The sequence below is a fragment of the Bradyrhizobium betae genome, from assembly GCF_050632175.1.
In the GTDB taxonomy this organism is placed as follows: domain Bacteria; phylum Pseudomonadota; class Alphaproteobacteria; order Rhizobiales; family Xanthobacteraceae; genus Bradyrhizobium; species Bradyrhizobium betae_B.
This window is the reverse complement of sequence record NZ_CP192576.1, coordinates 3,306,902-3,321,782: the sequence shown is the minus strand read 5'-3', so window position 1 is coordinate 3,321,782 and position 14,881 is coordinate 3,306,902. Positions and strand designations below refer to the sequence as shown.

The 14,881-nt window shown below is 65.1% G+C and carries 15 protein-coding genes, 1 tRNA gene, 1 pseudogene and 1 riboswitch; of the genes and pseudogenes, 7 read left to right on the top strand and 10 right to left on the bottom strand.

Translation table 11 applies throughout. The features are described 5' to 3' along the window. Window positions 1-13: 13 nt before the first annotated feature. The 3 genes and pseudogenes from ACQ86E_RS15920 to ACQ86E_RS15910 form a co-directional block, all read right to left on the bottom strand. The gene (locus ACQ86E_RS15920) at window positions 14-358 is read right to left on the bottom strand and encodes a cupin domain-containing protein (protein ID WP_431206665.1); all 345 of its coding nucleotides are present in this window, start codon (window positions 356-358) and stop codon (window positions 14-16) included. A gap of 86 nt (window positions 359-444) precedes the next feature. Then, window positions 445-528: pseudogene (locus ACQ86E_RS15915) on the bottom strand (helix-turn-helix domain-containing protein); the annotation flags it as partial. 245 nt (window positions 529-773) lie between these two features. Then, window positions 774-847 (bottom strand) — tRNA-Gly (locus tag ACQ86E_RS15910). A 173-nt stretch (window positions 848-1,020) separates the two neighbouring features. Here ACQ86E_RS15910 and ACQ86E_RS15905 point away from each other — a divergent pair. From ACQ86E_RS15905 to ACQ86E_RS15885, 5 genes are all read left to right on the top strand, one after another. Next, window positions 1,021-1,599 carry a methylated-DNA--[protein]-cysteine S-methyltransferase gene (locus ACQ86E_RS15905; protein ID WP_431206178.1) on the top strand — a complete coding sequence of 193 codons (579 nt, stop codon included), beginning with the start codon at window positions 1,021-1,023 and terminating at the stop codon, window positions 1,597-1,599. 9 nt (window positions 1,600-1,608) lie between these two features. Further along, window positions 1,609-2,448, top strand: coding sequence for a helix-turn-helix domain-containing protein (locus tag ACQ86E_RS15900; RefSeq protein WP_431206177.1), 840 nt, complete (start codon window positions 1,609-1,611; stop codon window positions 2,446-2,448). A 55-nt stretch (window positions 2,449-2,503) separates the two neighbouring features. Then, window positions 2,504-2,863, top strand: a complete 360-nt coding sequence (locus ACQ86E_RS15895; protein WP_431206176.1) for a VOC family protein — start codon at window positions 2,504-2,506, stop codon at window positions 2,861-2,863. 124 nt (window positions 2,864-2,987) lie between these two features. Then, window positions 2,988-3,383: an SRPBCC family protein gene (locus ACQ86E_RS15890; RefSeq protein ID WP_431206175.1), complete on the top strand. Its 396-nt coding sequence runs from the start codon at window positions 2,988-2,990 to the stop codon at window positions 3,381-3,383. 100 nt (window positions 3,384-3,483) lie between these two features. Next, a complete protein-coding gene (locus ACQ86E_RS15885) occupies window positions 3,484-3,990 on the top strand; it encodes a hypothetical protein (RefSeq protein WP_431206174.1) in 507 nt (168 codons plus the stop codon). 97 nt (window positions 3,991-4,087) lie between these two features. Here the strand turns inward: ACQ86E_RS15885 and ACQ86E_RS15880 are convergent, their stop codons facing one another. The 4 genes from ACQ86E_RS15880 to ACQ86E_RS15865 all read right to left on the bottom strand — a co-directional run bounded on the left by ACQ86E_RS15880 (window position 4,088) and on the right by ACQ86E_RS15865 (window position 8,894). Next, the gene (locus ACQ86E_RS15880; protein WP_431206173.1) at window positions 4,088-4,783 is read right to left on the bottom strand and encodes a hypothetical protein; all 696 of its coding nucleotides are present in this window, start codon (window positions 4,781-4,783) and stop codon (window positions 4,088-4,090) included. Between the two features lie 144 nt (window positions 4,784-4,927). Further along, window positions 4,928-6,373 carry an MATE family efflux transporter gene (locus tag ACQ86E_RS15875; RefSeq protein ID WP_431206172.1) on the bottom strand — a complete coding sequence of 482 codons (1,446 nt, stop codon included), beginning with the start codon at window positions 6,371-6,373 and terminating at the stop codon, window positions 4,928-4,930. A gap of 165 nt (window positions 6,374-6,538) precedes the next feature. Beyond that, a complete protein-coding gene (locus tag ACQ86E_RS15870) occupies window positions 6,539-7,591 on the bottom strand; it encodes a hypothetical protein (RefSeq protein ID WP_431206171.1) in 1,053 nt (350 codons plus the stop codon). Window positions 7,592-7,787: 196 nt separating this feature from the next. Continuing rightward, window positions 7,788-8,894 carry a 2'-deoxycytidine 5'-triphosphate deaminase gene (locus tag ACQ86E_RS15865; protein ID WP_431206170.1) on the bottom strand — a complete coding sequence of 369 codons (1,107 nt, stop codon included), beginning with the start codon at window positions 8,892-8,894 and terminating at the stop codon, window positions 7,788-7,790. A 109-nt stretch (window positions 8,895-9,003) separates the two neighbouring features. Further along, window positions 9,004-9,083, top strand: a riboswitch (SAM riboswitch). Between the two features lie 74 nt (window positions 9,084-9,157). Here ACQ86E_RS15865 and ACQ86E_RS15860 point away from each other — a divergent pair. Continuing rightward, window positions 9,158-10,345: an O-succinylhomoserine sulfhydrylase gene (locus tag ACQ86E_RS15860; RefSeq protein WP_431206487.1), complete on the top strand. Its 1,188-nt coding sequence runs from the start codon at window positions 9,158-9,160 to the stop codon at window positions 10,343-10,345. A gap of 117 nt (window positions 10,346-10,462) precedes the next feature. Here the strand turns inward: ACQ86E_RS15860 and ACQ86E_RS15855 are convergent, their stop codons facing one another. The 3 genes from ACQ86E_RS15855 to ACQ86E_RS15845 are packed head-to-tail and all read right to left on the bottom strand — an operon-like array spanning window position 10,463 to window position 13,509. Then, window positions 10,463-11,452, bottom strand: coding sequence for an SGNH/GDSL hydrolase family protein (locus ACQ86E_RS15855; RefSeq protein WP_431206169.1), 990 nt, complete (start codon window positions 11,450-11,452; stop codon window positions 10,463-10,465). 12 nt (window positions 11,453-11,464) lie between these two features. Further along, a complete protein-coding gene (locus ACQ86E_RS15850; RefSeq protein ID WP_431206168.1) occupies window positions 11,465-12,244 on the bottom strand; it encodes an SGNH/GDSL hydrolase family protein in 780 nt (259 codons plus the stop codon). Then, complete coding sequence (locus ACQ86E_RS15845; RefSeq protein WP_431206167.1) at window positions 12,244-13,509, bottom strand: OpgC domain-containing protein; 1,266 nt, start codon at window positions 13,507-13,509, stop codon at window positions 12,244-12,246. The genes ACQ86E_RS15850 and ACQ86E_RS15845 overlap by 1 nt, the downstream gene beginning before the upstream one ends. 180 nt (window positions 13,510-13,689) lie before the next feature. Between ACQ86E_RS15845 and apaG the strand changes: the two genes are divergently transcribed. Then, on the top strand, window positions 13,690-14,082 hold the full coding sequence (gene apaG / locus ACQ86E_RS15840; RefSeq protein ID WP_015689150.1) for a Co2+/Mg2+ efflux protein ApaG: 393 nt from the start codon (window positions 13,690-13,692) through the stop codon (window positions 14,080-14,082). Window positions 14,083-14,881 lie beyond the last annotated feature (799 nt).

Here is a 14,881-nt window from a genome sequence, read left to right as displayed (position 1 = left end):
GAGCTCGCCTCTCTCACATTTTTCCGTAGGATGCGCCGCGCCGCGTGATGATGACGTAGCGCGCGTCCTGCCGGGCCTCGTTTTCGAAGGTCACGGCGCGCATGACGTCGAAGTCCAGGCAATCGCCCTCGCGCAGGCGCACCGTCTTGGCGTCGATATGCACGCAGACCGCGCCCTCCAGCATCAGCAACTGCTGGGTGAAGGCATTGCGCCCCCAGGGGCTGTAGGAGACGCGCGCGCCGGCCGGCAGATCGACGACGATGATCTCGATGCCGCTGGCCGCGTCCGGCGGCGACGCATGACGCCGCAGATAACCGCTGTCGGGATCGCGCCATTGCGGCTGGTCGGCGACCCGCACAAGTCGCTCCGGGGTTTCTCCGCGAGCGCGACGACGTCGCTGAGGGTGACATCGAGCGCCGCGCAGAGCTTGTTGAGCAGTGCCGCCGTCGCACTGCTCTGCGCCCGCTCCACCCGCCCGATCATGGCCCGGCTGACGCCGGAGCGCGCCGCAAGTTCATTCAGCGTCATGCCGGCCTGCATCCTCAACGTCTTCAAGCGGCGACCAATCGCGCGGTCGAGTTTTTGCTGGTCCATGGGATTCATCCAAGCTTGCCCGGCGCTCGGACCGCGGCCGCCAAGACGAGATGAGCTTAGCGCGGGCAGCGGCGGATGCCGGGAGCGAGAGGCTAATATATGAGAAATTTGGCGCCGGAGCGGTCGGCGCGCTTGCGCCTGTCAGATCAATCAGGTGGACGTCACAATCGGGGAAGCCTTGGAGCGGGCGAAGGGAATCGAACCCTCGTATGCAGCTTGGGAAGCTGCCGTTCTACCATTGAACTACGCCCGCAGATGCGCGGCTCACGCCCGTCCTGATTAGCCGAGACGGCGCCGCGCGCCAAGCGGTTTGGCGCACCCGGCAGGACGGTTGTTAACGTCTCAGTAAGATTCCAGGTGCGCCGGATTGTGGCGGTGTTATGATGGGGTGTCTGGGGAGAAACGTGCACTGAGTGGGGCGTGTGCATGGTGGGGCGGGCTTACGCAATCTTCGACACGGCTATCGGACGCTGCTGCATCATCTGGAGCAGCGGCGGTGTCGTCGCCGTGCAATTGCCGGAGGCGCGGGAGATCGACACCCGCCGGCGGATCTTCGCGGTTCATCCCGAGGCGCGCGAGCAGCGCCCTTCCGAAAATGCCGAGCTTGCGATCGAGGGCATCGCAGGCTTGCTGCAAGGCGGCGATCCCGATTTTTCCGGGGTCAGCCTGGATGCCGGCGCCGTGCCCGGCTTCCACCGGCGCGTCTACGAGGCGGCCTGCGCCATTCCGCGCGGGGAGACGCGCACCTATCACGAGATCGCCAGGACGCTGGGCGCCTCCGGCGCCGCGCATTCGGTGGCGCAGGCAATCTCGAGGAATCCCTACATGCTGATCGTGCCCTGCCACCGGGTGCTGGAGGCCGGCAATTACACCGACCGGCTTTCGCCCTATGGCGGGGTGATCTCGAAGCGGCGGCTGCTCGCGCTCGAAGGCGCCCATCCGATCGCCAGCAAGACGCTGTTCGAAGTGCTGCTGCCCGTTGCCCCGCCGCGGCCATCCACCTAGATAGGTGGCATGGATGCAACCACGCTGCTGACGACGCGATCGATGACCGTCTCCGAGTTTCGCTGCGACGCGGGCCCGGACGACACGCCGTTCGCGGAGTGCCGCACCGGTCATTCCATTGCCTATGTCCGCTCGGGCAGCTTCGGCTGCCGGTGCCGCGCCGGCTTCTTCGAGCTGGTGGCGGGTTCAATGCTGGTCGGCGCGCCCGGTGAGGAATACACCTGCACGCATGAGCATGTCAGCGGCGACGTCTGCCTGTCGTTCTTCCTCGGCGAGGATCTCGTCGATAGCCTCGGCGGACGCCGCGAGGCCTGGCAGGTCGGCGCGACGCCGCCGCTATCCGAGCTGATGGTGCTGGGCGAGCTCGCGCAGACGGCGGCAGATGGCAACAGCGACCTCGGGCTCGACGAGATCGGTCAGATCCTGGCCGGCCGCTTTGTCGAGATCGTCTCGGACAAAGCGCGCAAGCAGACCACGCCGACCGCGCGCGATCGCCGTCGCGCCGTCGAAGCGGCATTGTGGATCGACGAAAACTCACATGCCGAGGTCGATCTCGAACAGGCCGCACGGCAGGCGGGCCTCAGTCCCTTCCATTTCCTGCGACTGTTCTCCGGCGTGCTCGGGGTCACGCCGCATCAATATCTGGTCCGCTCGCGGCTGCGGCGCGCGGCGCGGCTGCTGACAGAGGATGATATCGCGGTCACCGACATCGCCTATGACGTCGGCTTTGGCGACCTCTCCAACTTCGTCCGCACCTTCCACCGCGCCGCCGGCGTATCGCCGACGAAATTCCGGCAGGCGTCTCGCGGACAGCGCAAGATTCTCCAAGAGCCGTTCGCCCTCAACTGACTAGGCTCGTCTCCGCCGCGCGCCACTCGCGGCACGCTTTGCAATGGAGACGACCATGTACGACCATATCGGATTGCGCGTTGCCGACCTCGACGTCGCCACGCGCTTCTACACCGCGGTGCTGGCGCCGCTCGGCCATGTGCTGTGCTCCAGCGGCGACGGCTATGCCGGCTTCGGCCCGAAGGGCGAGCCGGCGCTGTGGCTGCATCTGAACAAGGGGCGCAAGGCCGACGGCGCGCATATCGCGTTTCGCGCCGCGGATCATGACGCGGTCAAGGCGTTTCACAGCGAAGGCCTCAAGAGCGGCGGCCGCGACAATGGCGGCGCCGGCCCGCGCAAGGATTACAGCCCGACCTACTATGCAGCGTTCCTGATCGATCCTGATGGAAACAATGTCGAGGCGGTTTGCGTGTGAGATTTCGTAGGGTGGGCAAAGCGAAGCGTGCCCACCAACTGCTCGCGACAATGCCGTTGAATGGTGGGCACGGCGCTGCGCGCCTTTGCCCACCCTACCCATACTGCATTTCAGGACACCTTTCATGGCCTCCATCCATAACGATGTTTCCCTCAACGTCCCTGCCGATCAAGTCTGGGACGCCGTCCGCGATTTCGGCGCGCTGCCTCAGCGGCTGGCGCCGGGCTTCGTCACGGAATGCACGCTCGACGGCGGCGCACGCATCGTCACCTTCGCCAACGGTTCGGTCGCGCGCGAGGTGCTGGTGGATTGCGACGATGCGCGGCAGCGGCTGGTCTATGCGATCGACAACGAACGGCTGAAGCATTACAGCGCCTCGGTGCAAGTGATCGCCGAGGGCGACAAGGCGTGCCGCCTGGTCTGGATCATCGATATGCTGCCCAACGAGCTTGCGCCCTATGTTCAGGGGCAAACCCGGGACGCAGTTGCTGCGATCCACCGGGCGTTTCCGCCGGCGTGATCTTTCTCACAGAGCTTCTCGCTGCTCGGCCGTAACCATGGCCGCGTGCGTCCGGTAGGCCCCGCTCTCCCGGCGGAGCCACGCACGCGAGGAGCAGGCCATGAGAGGTGCGGACAAGGTGATCTGCCAGGCAGCCGCGGTGCTGTTGCTGTTTTCGATCTCGAGCGTGCCGGCAAGGGCGCAGTTCCTCGGCGGCGGAGGCGCCGGCGGCGAGGACATGATGACCCAGATGGCGCCGATGCTGGAAATGATGAAGGCGAAGATGGGCAAGCGCCGCTTCGCCATGCTGATGCAGACCATGGGCCCGATGATGAGCCGCATGATGGAGAACGGCGGCGGCGGGATCGGCGGCATGATGGGCGGCGGCTTCGGCGGCGGCATGGGTGCCGGCAATTTCGGCGGCGGCTTCGGTGCGCCGAACTACGGCGGCTACACGCCGATGAGCGGAGGCGGCTACATACCGGCCGGGCTCGGCGGCATCGGTGGCGGCGATATCATGGGCATGATGGGCGGTGCCGGCGGCGGCGACATGATGGCGATGATCCCGCAACTGATGCGGCTCGCCAATGTTGGCGGCGGTGGCCATCGCCGGCATAAGCACCGCTGAGGCACACCCTCGCTGCATGGCAGCTTCGGCAAGCAACCACCCTTCGGAGGGCACGAAGGATGGTTGCGCCGCGACTGGCCTGCGATACGTCGCTGTATCAGATCCGGTCGTTGATCAGGACGCCCGACATCGACGGATCGCTTGCCTTGATCTCGTCGCTCGCTTGCTTGGCGCTGTAGGTTGAATCCGCGAGCGAGTTCTTCAGCGACTGCAGAAATTGTTCAAGCAGGTCCGTCGCCGAACTGCTGCTCGACGAACTGTCTGTGGCCGCGGTCGAGGACGACGCGCTTGCATCCGTCGTGTCGCTTGCCCCTGTCGTGCTGGCCGAGGCCTGCTCCGTTAGCAAGCTCTTCAGCGAGATCCAGGAATTGCTGAAGCAGGTCCACCACCGAATTGCCGCTCGACGAACTGTCCGTGCCGCCTGAGGGGGAGGCCCGCCGGGCGGCGGTCCGCCTGCTCCACCGGGGCCGCCCGGTCCCTGGGCGAACGCCGCCTTGAAAATGCCCTGCAACTCGGTGGCTTGCTCGTCGGTCAGCTTGCCGGCCGAAACTTCCTGCTTGATGAGATCGTCGATCTTCGACGTGAAAGCGTCGGACGACGATCCGCTGCTGCCCGACTGATCGCTCGCACTGCTCGACTGCAAGGCGGTGTCGATGTCGCTGAGCGCGGCTGACAGCGCCGATTGATCGGACGCGTTGATCGTGCCGGAACTGACTTCCGCCTGCAGTTCATCCTGGAGTCGCTTCAACGGCGATGTGTGGTGATTGGTGGAGAGCGCCGAAATCGAGGTCATGATGGCTTTCCGTGCTTCTGGTGAACACGCAGCGAAATTGTCCCCAGGAGCTGGCGCGAAGCCTTCGGCAAGGCACCGGAGCGGTTGCTCGATATTGCCAAGTAACTGTTGGACATACTCAGAAACAAAAATCGGCCGCGCGCGCTAATCCACCGCAGCCGACAGAGCCGGCCTGATCGCGCCCCTGCTCTCGCGCGGCCCCCAGCGGGTCAGCACGACGCTGGAGCAGGAGAGCACGCCGAGCACGACCATCGAGCTCGCCGCCAGCCAGAAGAAGCTCTGTGCGGTGGCGTCGTGGGTCGACAGCCACCAGCCGACGCCTGCGATGTAGATCAGCCGCGCGGTCTGCGCCAGCACCGGCCCGATCACCTTGGCCGCGCCCTGCGAGGAGAAGTACATCGTCGAGGCAAGCCCGATGAACGCGTAGAACGGCGCCACCGTCGACAGATATTGGTGGCTGGCGGCGCGCACGGTCGCGCTGTCGGTGAAGATGTTGACCCAGAGATCGGGGAAGGTCGCGACCAGGCAGGCCGGCGCGCCGACGGCGACGAATGCGCTCGCACCTGCGATCCAGGCGATCCGCCGGGCGCGCGCGATGCGCCCCGCCCCGACGGCCATGCCGATCATCGGCACCGAGGCGATGCCGAACGAGAACGCGATCGAGGTCAGCAGGAATTCCAGACGCGCGCCGATGCCGTAGCCGGCGAGGATCGCGGTGCCGAACTTCGCCAGCATGTGGGTGAAGATCGAGATCGTCAGCACCGATTGCAACGGCGAAAAGCAGGCGATGGCGCCGACCTTCAGGATGTCGAAGAACATCGCCCATTGAATGCGAAGGCCGCGCAGTTTTGGAACGACTCGGGCGCGGCCGGAAAACAGGTACCAGCCCATCACGCCGATGTTCATCGAATAGGCGATCAGCGCGCCGGCGGCGACGCCGCGCATGCCGAGTTGCGGCATCGGCCCGAGCCCGAGGCCCAGCGTGCCGCCGAGCACGATCTGCCAGACCGCCGAGTTCAGGATCAGCAGCGACGGCAGCTTCATGTTGCCGGTGCCGCGCAGCACGCCGGCCATGGTATTGAGCAGCCAGGGCAGCACGGCGCCGCCGAAAAACACCTGCGTGTAGGCGATCGCATGCGTCAGCACATCGCCGCGGCCGCCGAGCATCTCGAGCACCCTGGGTCCGAAGATCAGCATGCCCAGCATGAAGACGAGGCCGAAGCTGATGCCGATCAGCAGCGCATGCGCGGCCAGCGTGCCGGCGCGTTCACGATCGCCCGCGCCGAGCGCGCGCGCGATCGCGGAAGCCACCGCGCCGCCCATGGCGCCGCCGGACATCGTCATGGTCAGGATCACGGTCGGAAACACCAGCGCCATCGCGGCCAGCGCTTCCACGCCAAGCCGCCCGATATAGGAGGTCTCCGCGATCACCACGCAGGTGCCGGCCGACAGCGCCACCACGTTGGGCCAGGCCAGGGAGAGCAGCGTGCGCAGGATCGGGCCGTCCGTCAGCGCGCTCTTCACAGGACGCGGAGGCGGCGGCAACGGGCGTTCTTGCTCATCGACCGGGATTTCGGCGATGTCGGACATGTCCTCTCCCGGGCACGAGCGCCTTTTGCGGCGCGGCAATCACTTGGTGTGCCAATGACTTTTCTCGCGCGTAAGGCGCGGCGAGGCTTGTTAGCACGGCGGCCGCCGATTCCTCCTGCGCCTGATGCAGGCGTGCCCTGCGGCAGCGCATTTCAACGGGTGGAATTACCCGATCGTCCAGACCAGCGGCGGGCGACCGCTCGCCGTCGGGCGCAGTTGCACGCCGATATGCCGGCCGCATCCCGCGGCCATTCCTTCGAACAATCCTTCCAGCACCCTGGCGCCTGCGCGGTGATGGTCCGTGACATCATCCATCAGCTTCCAGCTCTGCTGGCGGATCTCGAAGGTGGCTTCGGATTGCGAGGTCTCGGCGACGTCATCCTGCGCGGCGAACAGCGCGTTGAGGAATGACGCAAACTCCTTGGCGCCGCCGCGCTCCATCGCGAGCGCCGCGGCGACCTCGTCGAAATATTGCATGCCGATCAGCTTGCCCGTGAGGTGCAGGAGATAGCCAGCGTCTTCCGGCCCGAACAATTGCACCATCACGGGCGCGGCGGTGCGGACATATTCCATGGCGTAGTTCCGATAGGCCTTTTCGAGCCGCGGCCTTGGCCAGCTTTCGACCGGCAGCGCCGGCGCAGTCTTCGCGTCGAACAGCGGCGCTTCGAGGTGGCGCGCAAACACCAGCCGCTGATCCAGCTCGAGCGGGTGGTCGTACTGGTGATAATAGCCTTCGAGCCCGTCCTGGCCCTCGACGCTCTGCTTGGTGCAGACGAAGCCGAGCCTGAGATCGCCGAGCGCGACGCCGTTGTTGGCGTGCCAGCCGCGCAGCATCGCGCGGCTCACCTCACCCGGCACGCCGCAGATCGCGGTGCCCTTCCAGATCCAGCGCGGCGGCGGATAGCGGATCCAGGCTTTGGTATCGCTCTCATACATGTATTCGACGTGCACGCCGCCGATCCAGTTGGAGAGATAGTGATATTGCGCGGCGGCGACGGCCGGCGGCAGATGGCTGAGGCCGAGCTTCTTGAGGCCAGGCAGGAAGCGCTCCTGCTGCTGGCGGCGGAACACGCGAAATACAAACTCCGCTGCGTCGGAGGTGCCGCGGCGCGTGACGACGGTGAGGATAAGGCCGGTGAAGTAAGCGTGATACAGATCGGCCACCGCGCGCCAGCGTTTCCATTGGGCTTCTTGCGCGGTGTCTGCTTCGGCGGTCATGTTCGCTCCCGGCTTGTTGTTTTGCGGGAGTGTGTCATCGCGGATGGGGCGATGCAACACGCCACAATCTCGATGTCATCGCCCGGCGTAGACCGGGCGATCCAGTATTCCGAGACGATCGTGATTCAATCGAGAGGCCGCGGCGTACTGGATTCCCCGCCTGCGCAGGGAATGACAGCCGAGGGCGGGGCTATAGCTACACCCGAAAATGCTTGCTCAGCTTCAGGCCCTGGGCCTGGTAGTTGGAGCCGATGCGCTGGCCGTACATCGCATCGGGGCGCGCCAGCATCTTCTCGTAGACGAGGCGGCCGACGATCTGGCCGTGCTCAAGGATGAACGGCACTTCGCGCGAGCGCACTTCGAGCACCGCGCGCGATCCCTGCCCGCCGGCGCCGGCATAGCCGAAGCCGGGATCGAAAAATCCGGCATAGTGCACGCGGAATTCGCCGACCAGGGGATCGAACGGCACCATCTCCGCAGCAAAGTCGGGCGGCACCTGCACCGCTTCCTTGGAGGCGAGGATATAGAACTCGCCGGGATCGAGGATCAGGCTGCCGTCGGGCCGCGCCGACATCGGCTCCCAGAAATCCTCGACCGCATAGCCGGAGCGACGATCGACATCGACTACGCCGGTGTGGCGCTTGGCACGGTAGCCGACGAAGCCGCTTCCCTTCTCGCCGGCGAGATCGACGGAGACGGCGACACCGCCGGACAGATCCGCATCGTCGATGTCGACGAGACGCTCCGCGGCATGCAAGCTTTCGAGCGCGTCGGCATTGAGGATGGCGTCACCGGTGCGGAAACGAACCTGCGACAGGCGCGAACCCTCGCGCACCAGCACCGGAAACGTCTTCGGGCTGATCTCGGCATAGAGCGGACCGTGATAGCCGGCGCCGATCATGTCGAAGCGGCGGGTGCCGTCGGCGATCACGCGGGTGAAGACGTCGAGCCGGCCGGTCGAGCTCTTCGGGTTCGCGGCCGCAACGATCTCCGGCGGCAGCGCAAGGCTTTCGAGCAGCGGCACGATGTAGACGCAGTTGGTCTCCAGCACCGCGCCATCGGCGAGGCTGAACTCGTGCAGCTTCAACTCGTCGATGCGTTCGGCGACGGTGGCGCCGGGGCCGGGCAGGAAGCTGGCGCGCACGCGATAGGCGATATCGCCGAGGCGAAGGTCGAGGCTCGCCGGCTGGATCTGGCTTTCGACGAAGTCGTAAGCAGGCCGAATGAGGCCCGCTTCCGCCATCGCCGCGATCATGCGGTCGGGCAGGATACCATTGGCGTCGGCGGCGACCGTGAACGTCAAACCGGGATCCTCGTCAGGGGGCAAATGTATCCGGACATGCGGAAAATACAGCTTTTTACGGCTATCCGATGGACGCCTTGACGAAAAGGGCATTGCGGAATATGAGCATGACTTATCCCGTGGTGATTTGAGCCGGCCGGCTTGCAGCCACGTTAAATAAGTCGCTAAACAGGCCGGGGACCTCTGTGATCCCGGCCCGTGGAGATATCCAGGCCGGTTTTTTTGTGACCGTTTTCGACGAGACGGTCATGTCGGAGGTACCTATGTCGAAGTCGACCGCCAACTACCGTCCCGAAACCCGCCTGGTCCATTCCGGCACGCTGCGCTCGCAATATGGCGAGACGTCGGAGGCGCTGTTTTTGACCCAGGGCTACGTCTACGACAGTGCCGAACAATGCGAGGCGCGGTTCAAGGGCGAAGACCCCGGCTTCATCTATTCGCGCTATTCCAACCCGACCATCGCGATGTTCGAGCGCCGCATGATCGAGCTCGAAGGCGCTGAAGCGGCCCGCTCGGCGGCGACCGGCATGGCCGCTGTGACGACCGCGATCCTGGCGCCGCTGAAGGCCGGCGATCACGTCGTCGCCTCGCGCGCGCTGTTCGGCTCGTGTCTCTACGTCATCCAGGATCTGCTGCCGCGCTACGGCATCGAGACCACGCTGGTCGACGGCTCCGACCTCGACCAGTGGCAGCGCGCCTTGAGGCCGAACACCAAGACGTTCTTCCTGGAGAGCCCGACCAATCCGACACTCGACGTACTCGACATCCCCGGCATCGCCGAGATCGCGCACAGCGGCGGCGCGCGGCTCGTCGTCGACAACGTGTTCGCGACGCCGATCTGGCAGAGCCCGCTCGCATTAGGGGCCGACGTCGTCGTCTACTCCGCGACCAAGCACATCGACGGCCAGGGCCGCTGCCTCGGCGGCATCATCCTGTCGTCGGAAGCGTTCGTCGCCGAGCACCTCCACAATTACATGCGCCAGACCGGCCCCTCGATCTCGCCGTTCAACGCGTGGGTCCTGCTGAAGGGCCTGGAGACCCTCGCCGTGCGCGTGCGCGCGCAGACCGAGTCGGCGGCGCGCGTCGCGGACGTCCTGGCGAGCCATCCCAAGATTTCGCGGCTGGTCTATCCCGGCCGCGCCGATCATCCGCAGGCAGCGCTCGTGAAGAAGCAGATGCGCGGCGGCTCGACGCTGGTCGGCTTCGAGGTGAAGGGTGGCAAGGCCGCTGCGTTCCGCGTGCTCAACGCGCTCAAGCTTGCGAGGATCTCGAACAATCTCGGCGACGCCAAGAGTCTCGTCACGCATCCGGCGACCACGACGCATCAGCGCCTGAAGCCGGAAGACCGCGCCGCGCTCGGCATCAGCGAGGGATTCATCCGCTTCTCCGCAGGGCTCGAGCATGCCGACGATCTGATCGAGGATCTGACCGCGGCGCTGGAGAAGGCGTGAGGCGATCGAGCTCTCGTAGGGTGGGCAAAGCGAAGCGTGCCCACGTCTTCTTCCCTGGTATCAAAGAGCGATGGTGGGCACGGCGCTTTGCGCCTTTGCCCACCCTACGGCATCGAACTACATCGGCCGATACGCGCGCACGTCTCCGGGCACGTTCACGCCAAGCTTGATCTGACCGACCGAGCGGATGATGTCGTCGCCGAGGAGCTGGGCGAAGCAGGCGTAGCCCCAATCGTTCATGTGCAGGCCGTCGGCGATGACGAAGCTCTCGACCGGGATCGATTGGTTCTCGTGCCAGTCGCGCATCACCTCGAAGCGCGGGAAGATGCCGACGTGACGGAGCTCGGCGACCTTGCCGAGCAGCTTGATCATCTTGCCGGCGCTCTCCTTGCGCTGGTTGACGGCCGGCGAATATTGCGGATCGACCAGCACGATGTCGGCATCGCCGGCGGCCTGGATGCGCGAGACACCGTCCTCGACCAGCTTCGCGGTATCGCCGGGATCGAGATTGCGCAGCACGGCGTTGGTGCCGACCTGCCAGATCACGAGATCCGGATGTACGTCGATCACCTGTGTCTGGAGGCGCTTCATCATCTCGGGCGCGTCCTCCCCGCCGACGCCGGCATTGATGACGGTGATGTCGGCGGTCGGATATTGCCGGCGCAGTTGCGCGGCGAGACGGTTCGGATAATTGAAATCGGGCGAACTCGCGCCGTAGCCGGCGGTCGACGACGATCCGAACGCGACGATCACGACAGGCTGCCCGGCGACGAGCTTGTTCGCGACATGCGGCAGCGAGCCCATCGCCTTCGAGCCGACCTTGTTGGTGTCCTTGGGCGCGAGACACGGCACGCGGTTGAAGATGTCGCCGGCGGATTTGGCGACCTGCTTGACCTTGTCGATCGCGCGCCCGGTGATGCTGCGCTGCTCGTTGGGCGACCTGGCAGCGACCGTGGTCTGGGAGGACGAAGGATCAGCTGCCGGCGCGGGCGTCGCCTGCGCGGCCTGAGCCCGAACCGGCGTCTGCGCCACCGGCGTCAGCAACAGCAGAGCCGCGGCGGACACGGCCAGCCATGCCTTCAGGTGAAAAGGGCGGAGAGAACTCATTAACGCTAGACCTCAATTTTGCTGCTGGGTCGGCCCCAGATGGGCTGCGTCGATCACAAACTGTGCCAACGCCCGACCAAGGCAATCGTGGACCTGCTTTGCCAGCTCGGGCCCGCGAGACGGGCTGAACAGATCGAACTGACCCTGATCATTCCACTGCCGCATGATCGCGAAGCGATCGAACAGCGGGATGTCATGCTCCTGCGCCACGACCCGCATATTATCGAGATAGGGCGGCACCGAGATCATGGTCTCGGTACGCGGACTGTACTGCAAGTTCATCAACACGACGTCAGCCCCTGCATTCTGCAGCGCGGCAACCCCTTCGGTCACGGCACTGCGAAAATCCTCGGGATCGATGGCTCGGATAGCATCCACGGTCCCGGTCTGCCAGATGACCAAAGTAGGCTTTTTTGCTTCCATCAGCTTAACGAAGGTGGCAGCCGCCTCCTCCGCCGTTTTCTTGCTCTGTATTTCTACGGAGACGTTCACGGCCTCCGACGGCGGTAGCTTGTCCTTCAAAATGGCCTGCATGCGCGCAGGATATGAGGCGTCCTCGGAGGCCGGAATCGTGGTCGAGCGGCTGCCGATGACGAGGATTTCGAGCGGCTTGCCGGCCTTGAGGGCATCGGCGACCTTGGGAAGCTGGCTCTCGCTCGTGAGCAGATAGGACGGGACTTCGCAGGTCGGCGGCACGGCCGGGGCGGCAGACACAGCATCGCCCGCGCGCGCCAAAGGCGCGGCGAGGTACCCGCACAGCAGGACCAGGCTCAGGAGAACCTTCGCCTTCATCAGCCCCCTCCCGCCATATCGGCGCTGCCGACGGCGTTTTTGGTCTTCGCACCACTCTTGTCAGCCACGCGCTTGTACCACGAAATCACCCACGCCACGCCCCACATGATCAGGATTCCCGAGAGACTAATTAGCGCATGCATGAACGGCCCGCCGGAGACTTCGGCCAGAATGAAATGGCCGGCAAAGGCGAGGAAGACGCCGAGGCAGAAGATCTCCAGGGAATGCGACCCGCACAGGATCAGCGGCCGCAGCCAGGGCGATTTCAGACCCGACCAGTCACGCGGCAGGAAACGCACGGTGAGTGCGGCCAGCGCCAGGAAATGCGTGAAACGCAGCACGTCGAGGTTGGTCTTGTCGATCGGATACATCCATTGCTCGAGCCGCTTCGGCATCAAATGGGGCACCTGCGGCACGTACCAGGTCAGCGTCACGTAGAACGCCGCCACGAGATAGGCGATCGAGATCCACATCGTGACCCGTGACGCCAGAATACGCGACATGCGCCGCGCGCCTCCGAGCGCGCACCAGGCACCGAACACGAACAGCAATTGCCAGGCAAAGGGATTGAACGCCCAGAACCCATTCGGATAGGCCGACAGATAGAGGTCGTACTCCCAGGTCACCGCGTAGAGCACGACCGAAAGGCCGAGCGTGACGTCCGGCTTCCACTTCATCGACCACAGGATCACAGGCAGTGCCAGCATCAGCACGATGTAGAGCGGCAGCACGTCCATGTTGACGGGACGGAAGCGGAGCAGCAGAGCCTGCACGATGGTGACATCGGGCTGCTTGAGGAAATCCATGATGCCCATCTCTTCGGTGTAGAGCGGGTTCTCGAAGCTGGTCGCGACGTAGGAGATCTCGGCGAGGAAGATCGTGAACAGGAAGACGTGGGCGACGTAGATCTGCCAGACGCGCCGCAGGATGCGCGCGGTGGCGATGACGACACCCGACTCCAGCATCGCCCGGCCGTAGACGAAGGCCGCCGTGTAGCCGGAGATGAAGATGAAAATCTCGGTAGCGTCGCTGAAGCCGTAATTGCGGATCGTGAACCAGGTCAGCAGGCTCGGCGGCAGATGGTCGATGAAGATCAGCCACAGCGCGAGACCACGGAACAGGTCGAGCCTGAGCTCGCGCTCGCCGATCGCGGGCAATGTGATGGCCGACGCGGCGGCGCGCGGCCTGCCCCCCGCAGGCTTGGCTTCCACGGCCGTGGCGGTCCCCGCGATCGTCGATCCCGTCACTTGGTCGGCAATGGTCATCGGGGCCCGAAACCCTCACGCAAATCGCGACGTTGGAATGGAGTGTACCGGTCCGGCCGTCGTCTCGCAAAGCGGCCGGATCACATCGGGGTGTACTTCGTCGCAAATTCGGGCGGGACGATGTCGCCAAAGCCGCCTGCGGCGTTTGGTTCCCGAGCGGATTTCGGTATGATGGCAGCTATGTACCGCGCCGTGACCCGCCAGATCGAAGTGACCGTCGAGCCGAACTTTGTTCCGGAGCAGTCGTCGGCCGACCGATCCCGCTTTTTCTGGTCCTACACCATCGTCATCACCAATTCGGGCGAGGAGACCGTGCAGCTCAAGACGCGGCACTGGATCATCACCGACGCCACCGGCCGGCAACAGGAGGTGAAGGGCGAAGGGGTGGTGGGCGAGCAGCCGACGCTGGCCCCCGGCGAGCGCTTCGAATACACCTCCGGCGTCCCGCTCACGACCGCCTCCGGCTTCATGACCGGCCGCTACCAGATGGTCAGCGAAAGCGGCGAACGCTTCGAGATCGACGTGCCGACATTCTCGCTGGACAGCCCGGACAACAAGCGGGTGTTGAACTAGGGCCGCGCCGCAGGGTGGGCGAAGGCGCAAAGCGCCAGCCCACCGACGAGACCTGAGTGTTTGGCACGCTCTCTCCCCACCGTCGTTGCGAGCGCAGCGAAGCAATCCAGAGCCTTTCCGCAGGGGGATTCTGGATTGCTTCGCTCCGCTCGCAATGACGGAGTATGAGGCAGTCGCTGCGTTTGCAAATGCCAGTGTCATTCCCCGCCACCGGGTCTCGCCTTTGGCGAGCCCGATGACAGGCTCCGGCGGGGAATCCAGTACGCCGCAGCTTCTCGATGTGACCATGATCGTCTCCGGGATACGGATCGTCCGGCCAAGCCGGACGATGACAGCGCGTATGGGGTTGCAGACACGCCTTTTCATTCTCGCGGCTGATTTCGCCCGAGCTTTGCCTGGTCTCTCCACCCTCCAATCCAGGAGGGCGCAGGGAAGACCGGGTGCCGACTGGCACCCGCGGTCCGCTGCGCGAAGACGTAGCGCAAGAGAACCGCACAGCAGCATACAGGTGTCGCCGATCACTCGGCCTTCCCTGCGCGATGGTTGGACGGCTTATGCCGCGCTCTCCCGGGAGCCGAACTTTCCTTCTGGCCTCCCTCGCTCTCGCGAATTGACGGTGCTGTCCGCCCGGTTGGGCTCGCACACACCTCCGCGACAGCTTGACCGTAGCAACGACGGCCAGGACCACACGGTTTTGCCGTACGCATCAGCGCCGCTCGTCCGCACGTGGCCTCGGGCTCACAGGGACTACCCGCCCTGCCCGCACCTTTCGCGCACGACGCTGCCGCGTCCACCGCAG

What these genes read in the sequence shown, in the direction of transcription:
- ACQ86E_RS15905 (WP_431206178.1), top strand. Translation starts at nt 1,021, where the DNA reads ATGGTGGGGCGGGCTTACGCAATCTTCGACACGGCTATCGGACGCTGC.
- ACQ86E_RS15900 (WP_431206177.1), top strand. Translation starts at nt 1,609, where the DNA reads ATGGATGCAACCACGCTGCTGACGACGCGATCGATGACCGTCTCCGAG.
- ACQ86E_RS15895 (WP_431206176.1), top strand. Translation starts at nt 2,504, where the DNA reads ATGTACGACCATATCGGATTGCGCGTTGCCGACCTCGACGTCGCCACG.
- ACQ86E_RS15890 (WP_431206175.1), top strand. Translation starts at nt 2,988, where the DNA reads ATGGCCTCCATCCATAACGATGTTTCCCTCAACGTCCCTGCCGATCAA.
- ACQ86E_RS15885 (WP_431206174.1), top strand. Translation starts at nt 3,484, where the DNA reads ATGAGAGGTGCGGACAAGGTGATCTGCCAGGCAGCCGCGGTGCTGTTG.
- ACQ86E_RS15880 (WP_431206173.1), bottom strand. Translation starts at nt 4,783, where the DNA reads ATGACCTCGATTTCGGCGCTCTCCACCAATCACCACACATCGCCGTTG.
- ACQ86E_RS15875 (WP_431206172.1), bottom strand. Translation starts at nt 6,373, where the DNA reads ATGTCCGACATCGCCGAAATCCCGGTCGATGAGCAAGAACGCCCGTTG.
- ACQ86E_RS15870 (WP_431206171.1), bottom strand. Translation starts at nt 7,591, where the DNA reads ATGACCGCCGAAGCAGACACCGCGCAAGAAGCCCAATGGAAACGCTGG.
- ACQ86E_RS15860 (WP_431206487.1), top strand. Translation starts at nt 9,158, where the DNA reads ATGTCGAAGTCGACCGCCAACTACCGTCCCGAAACCCGCCTGGTCCAT.
- ACQ86E_RS15855 (WP_431206169.1), bottom strand. Translation starts at nt 11,452, where the DNA reads ATGAGTTCTCTCCGCCCTTTTCACCTGAAGGCATGGCTGGCCGTGTCC.
- ACQ86E_RS15850 (WP_431206168.1), bottom strand. Translation starts at nt 12,244, where the DNA reads ATGAAGGCGAAGGTTCTCCTGAGCCTGGTCCTGCTGTGCGGGTACCTC.
- ACQ86E_RS15845 (WP_431206167.1), bottom strand. Translation starts at nt 13,509, where the DNA reads ATGACCATTGCCGACCAAGTGACGGGATCGACGATCGCGGGGACCGCC.
- apaG (WP_015689150.1), top strand. Translation starts at nt 13,690, where the DNA reads ATGTACCGCGCCGTGACCCGCCAGATCGAAGTGACCGTCGAGCCGAAC.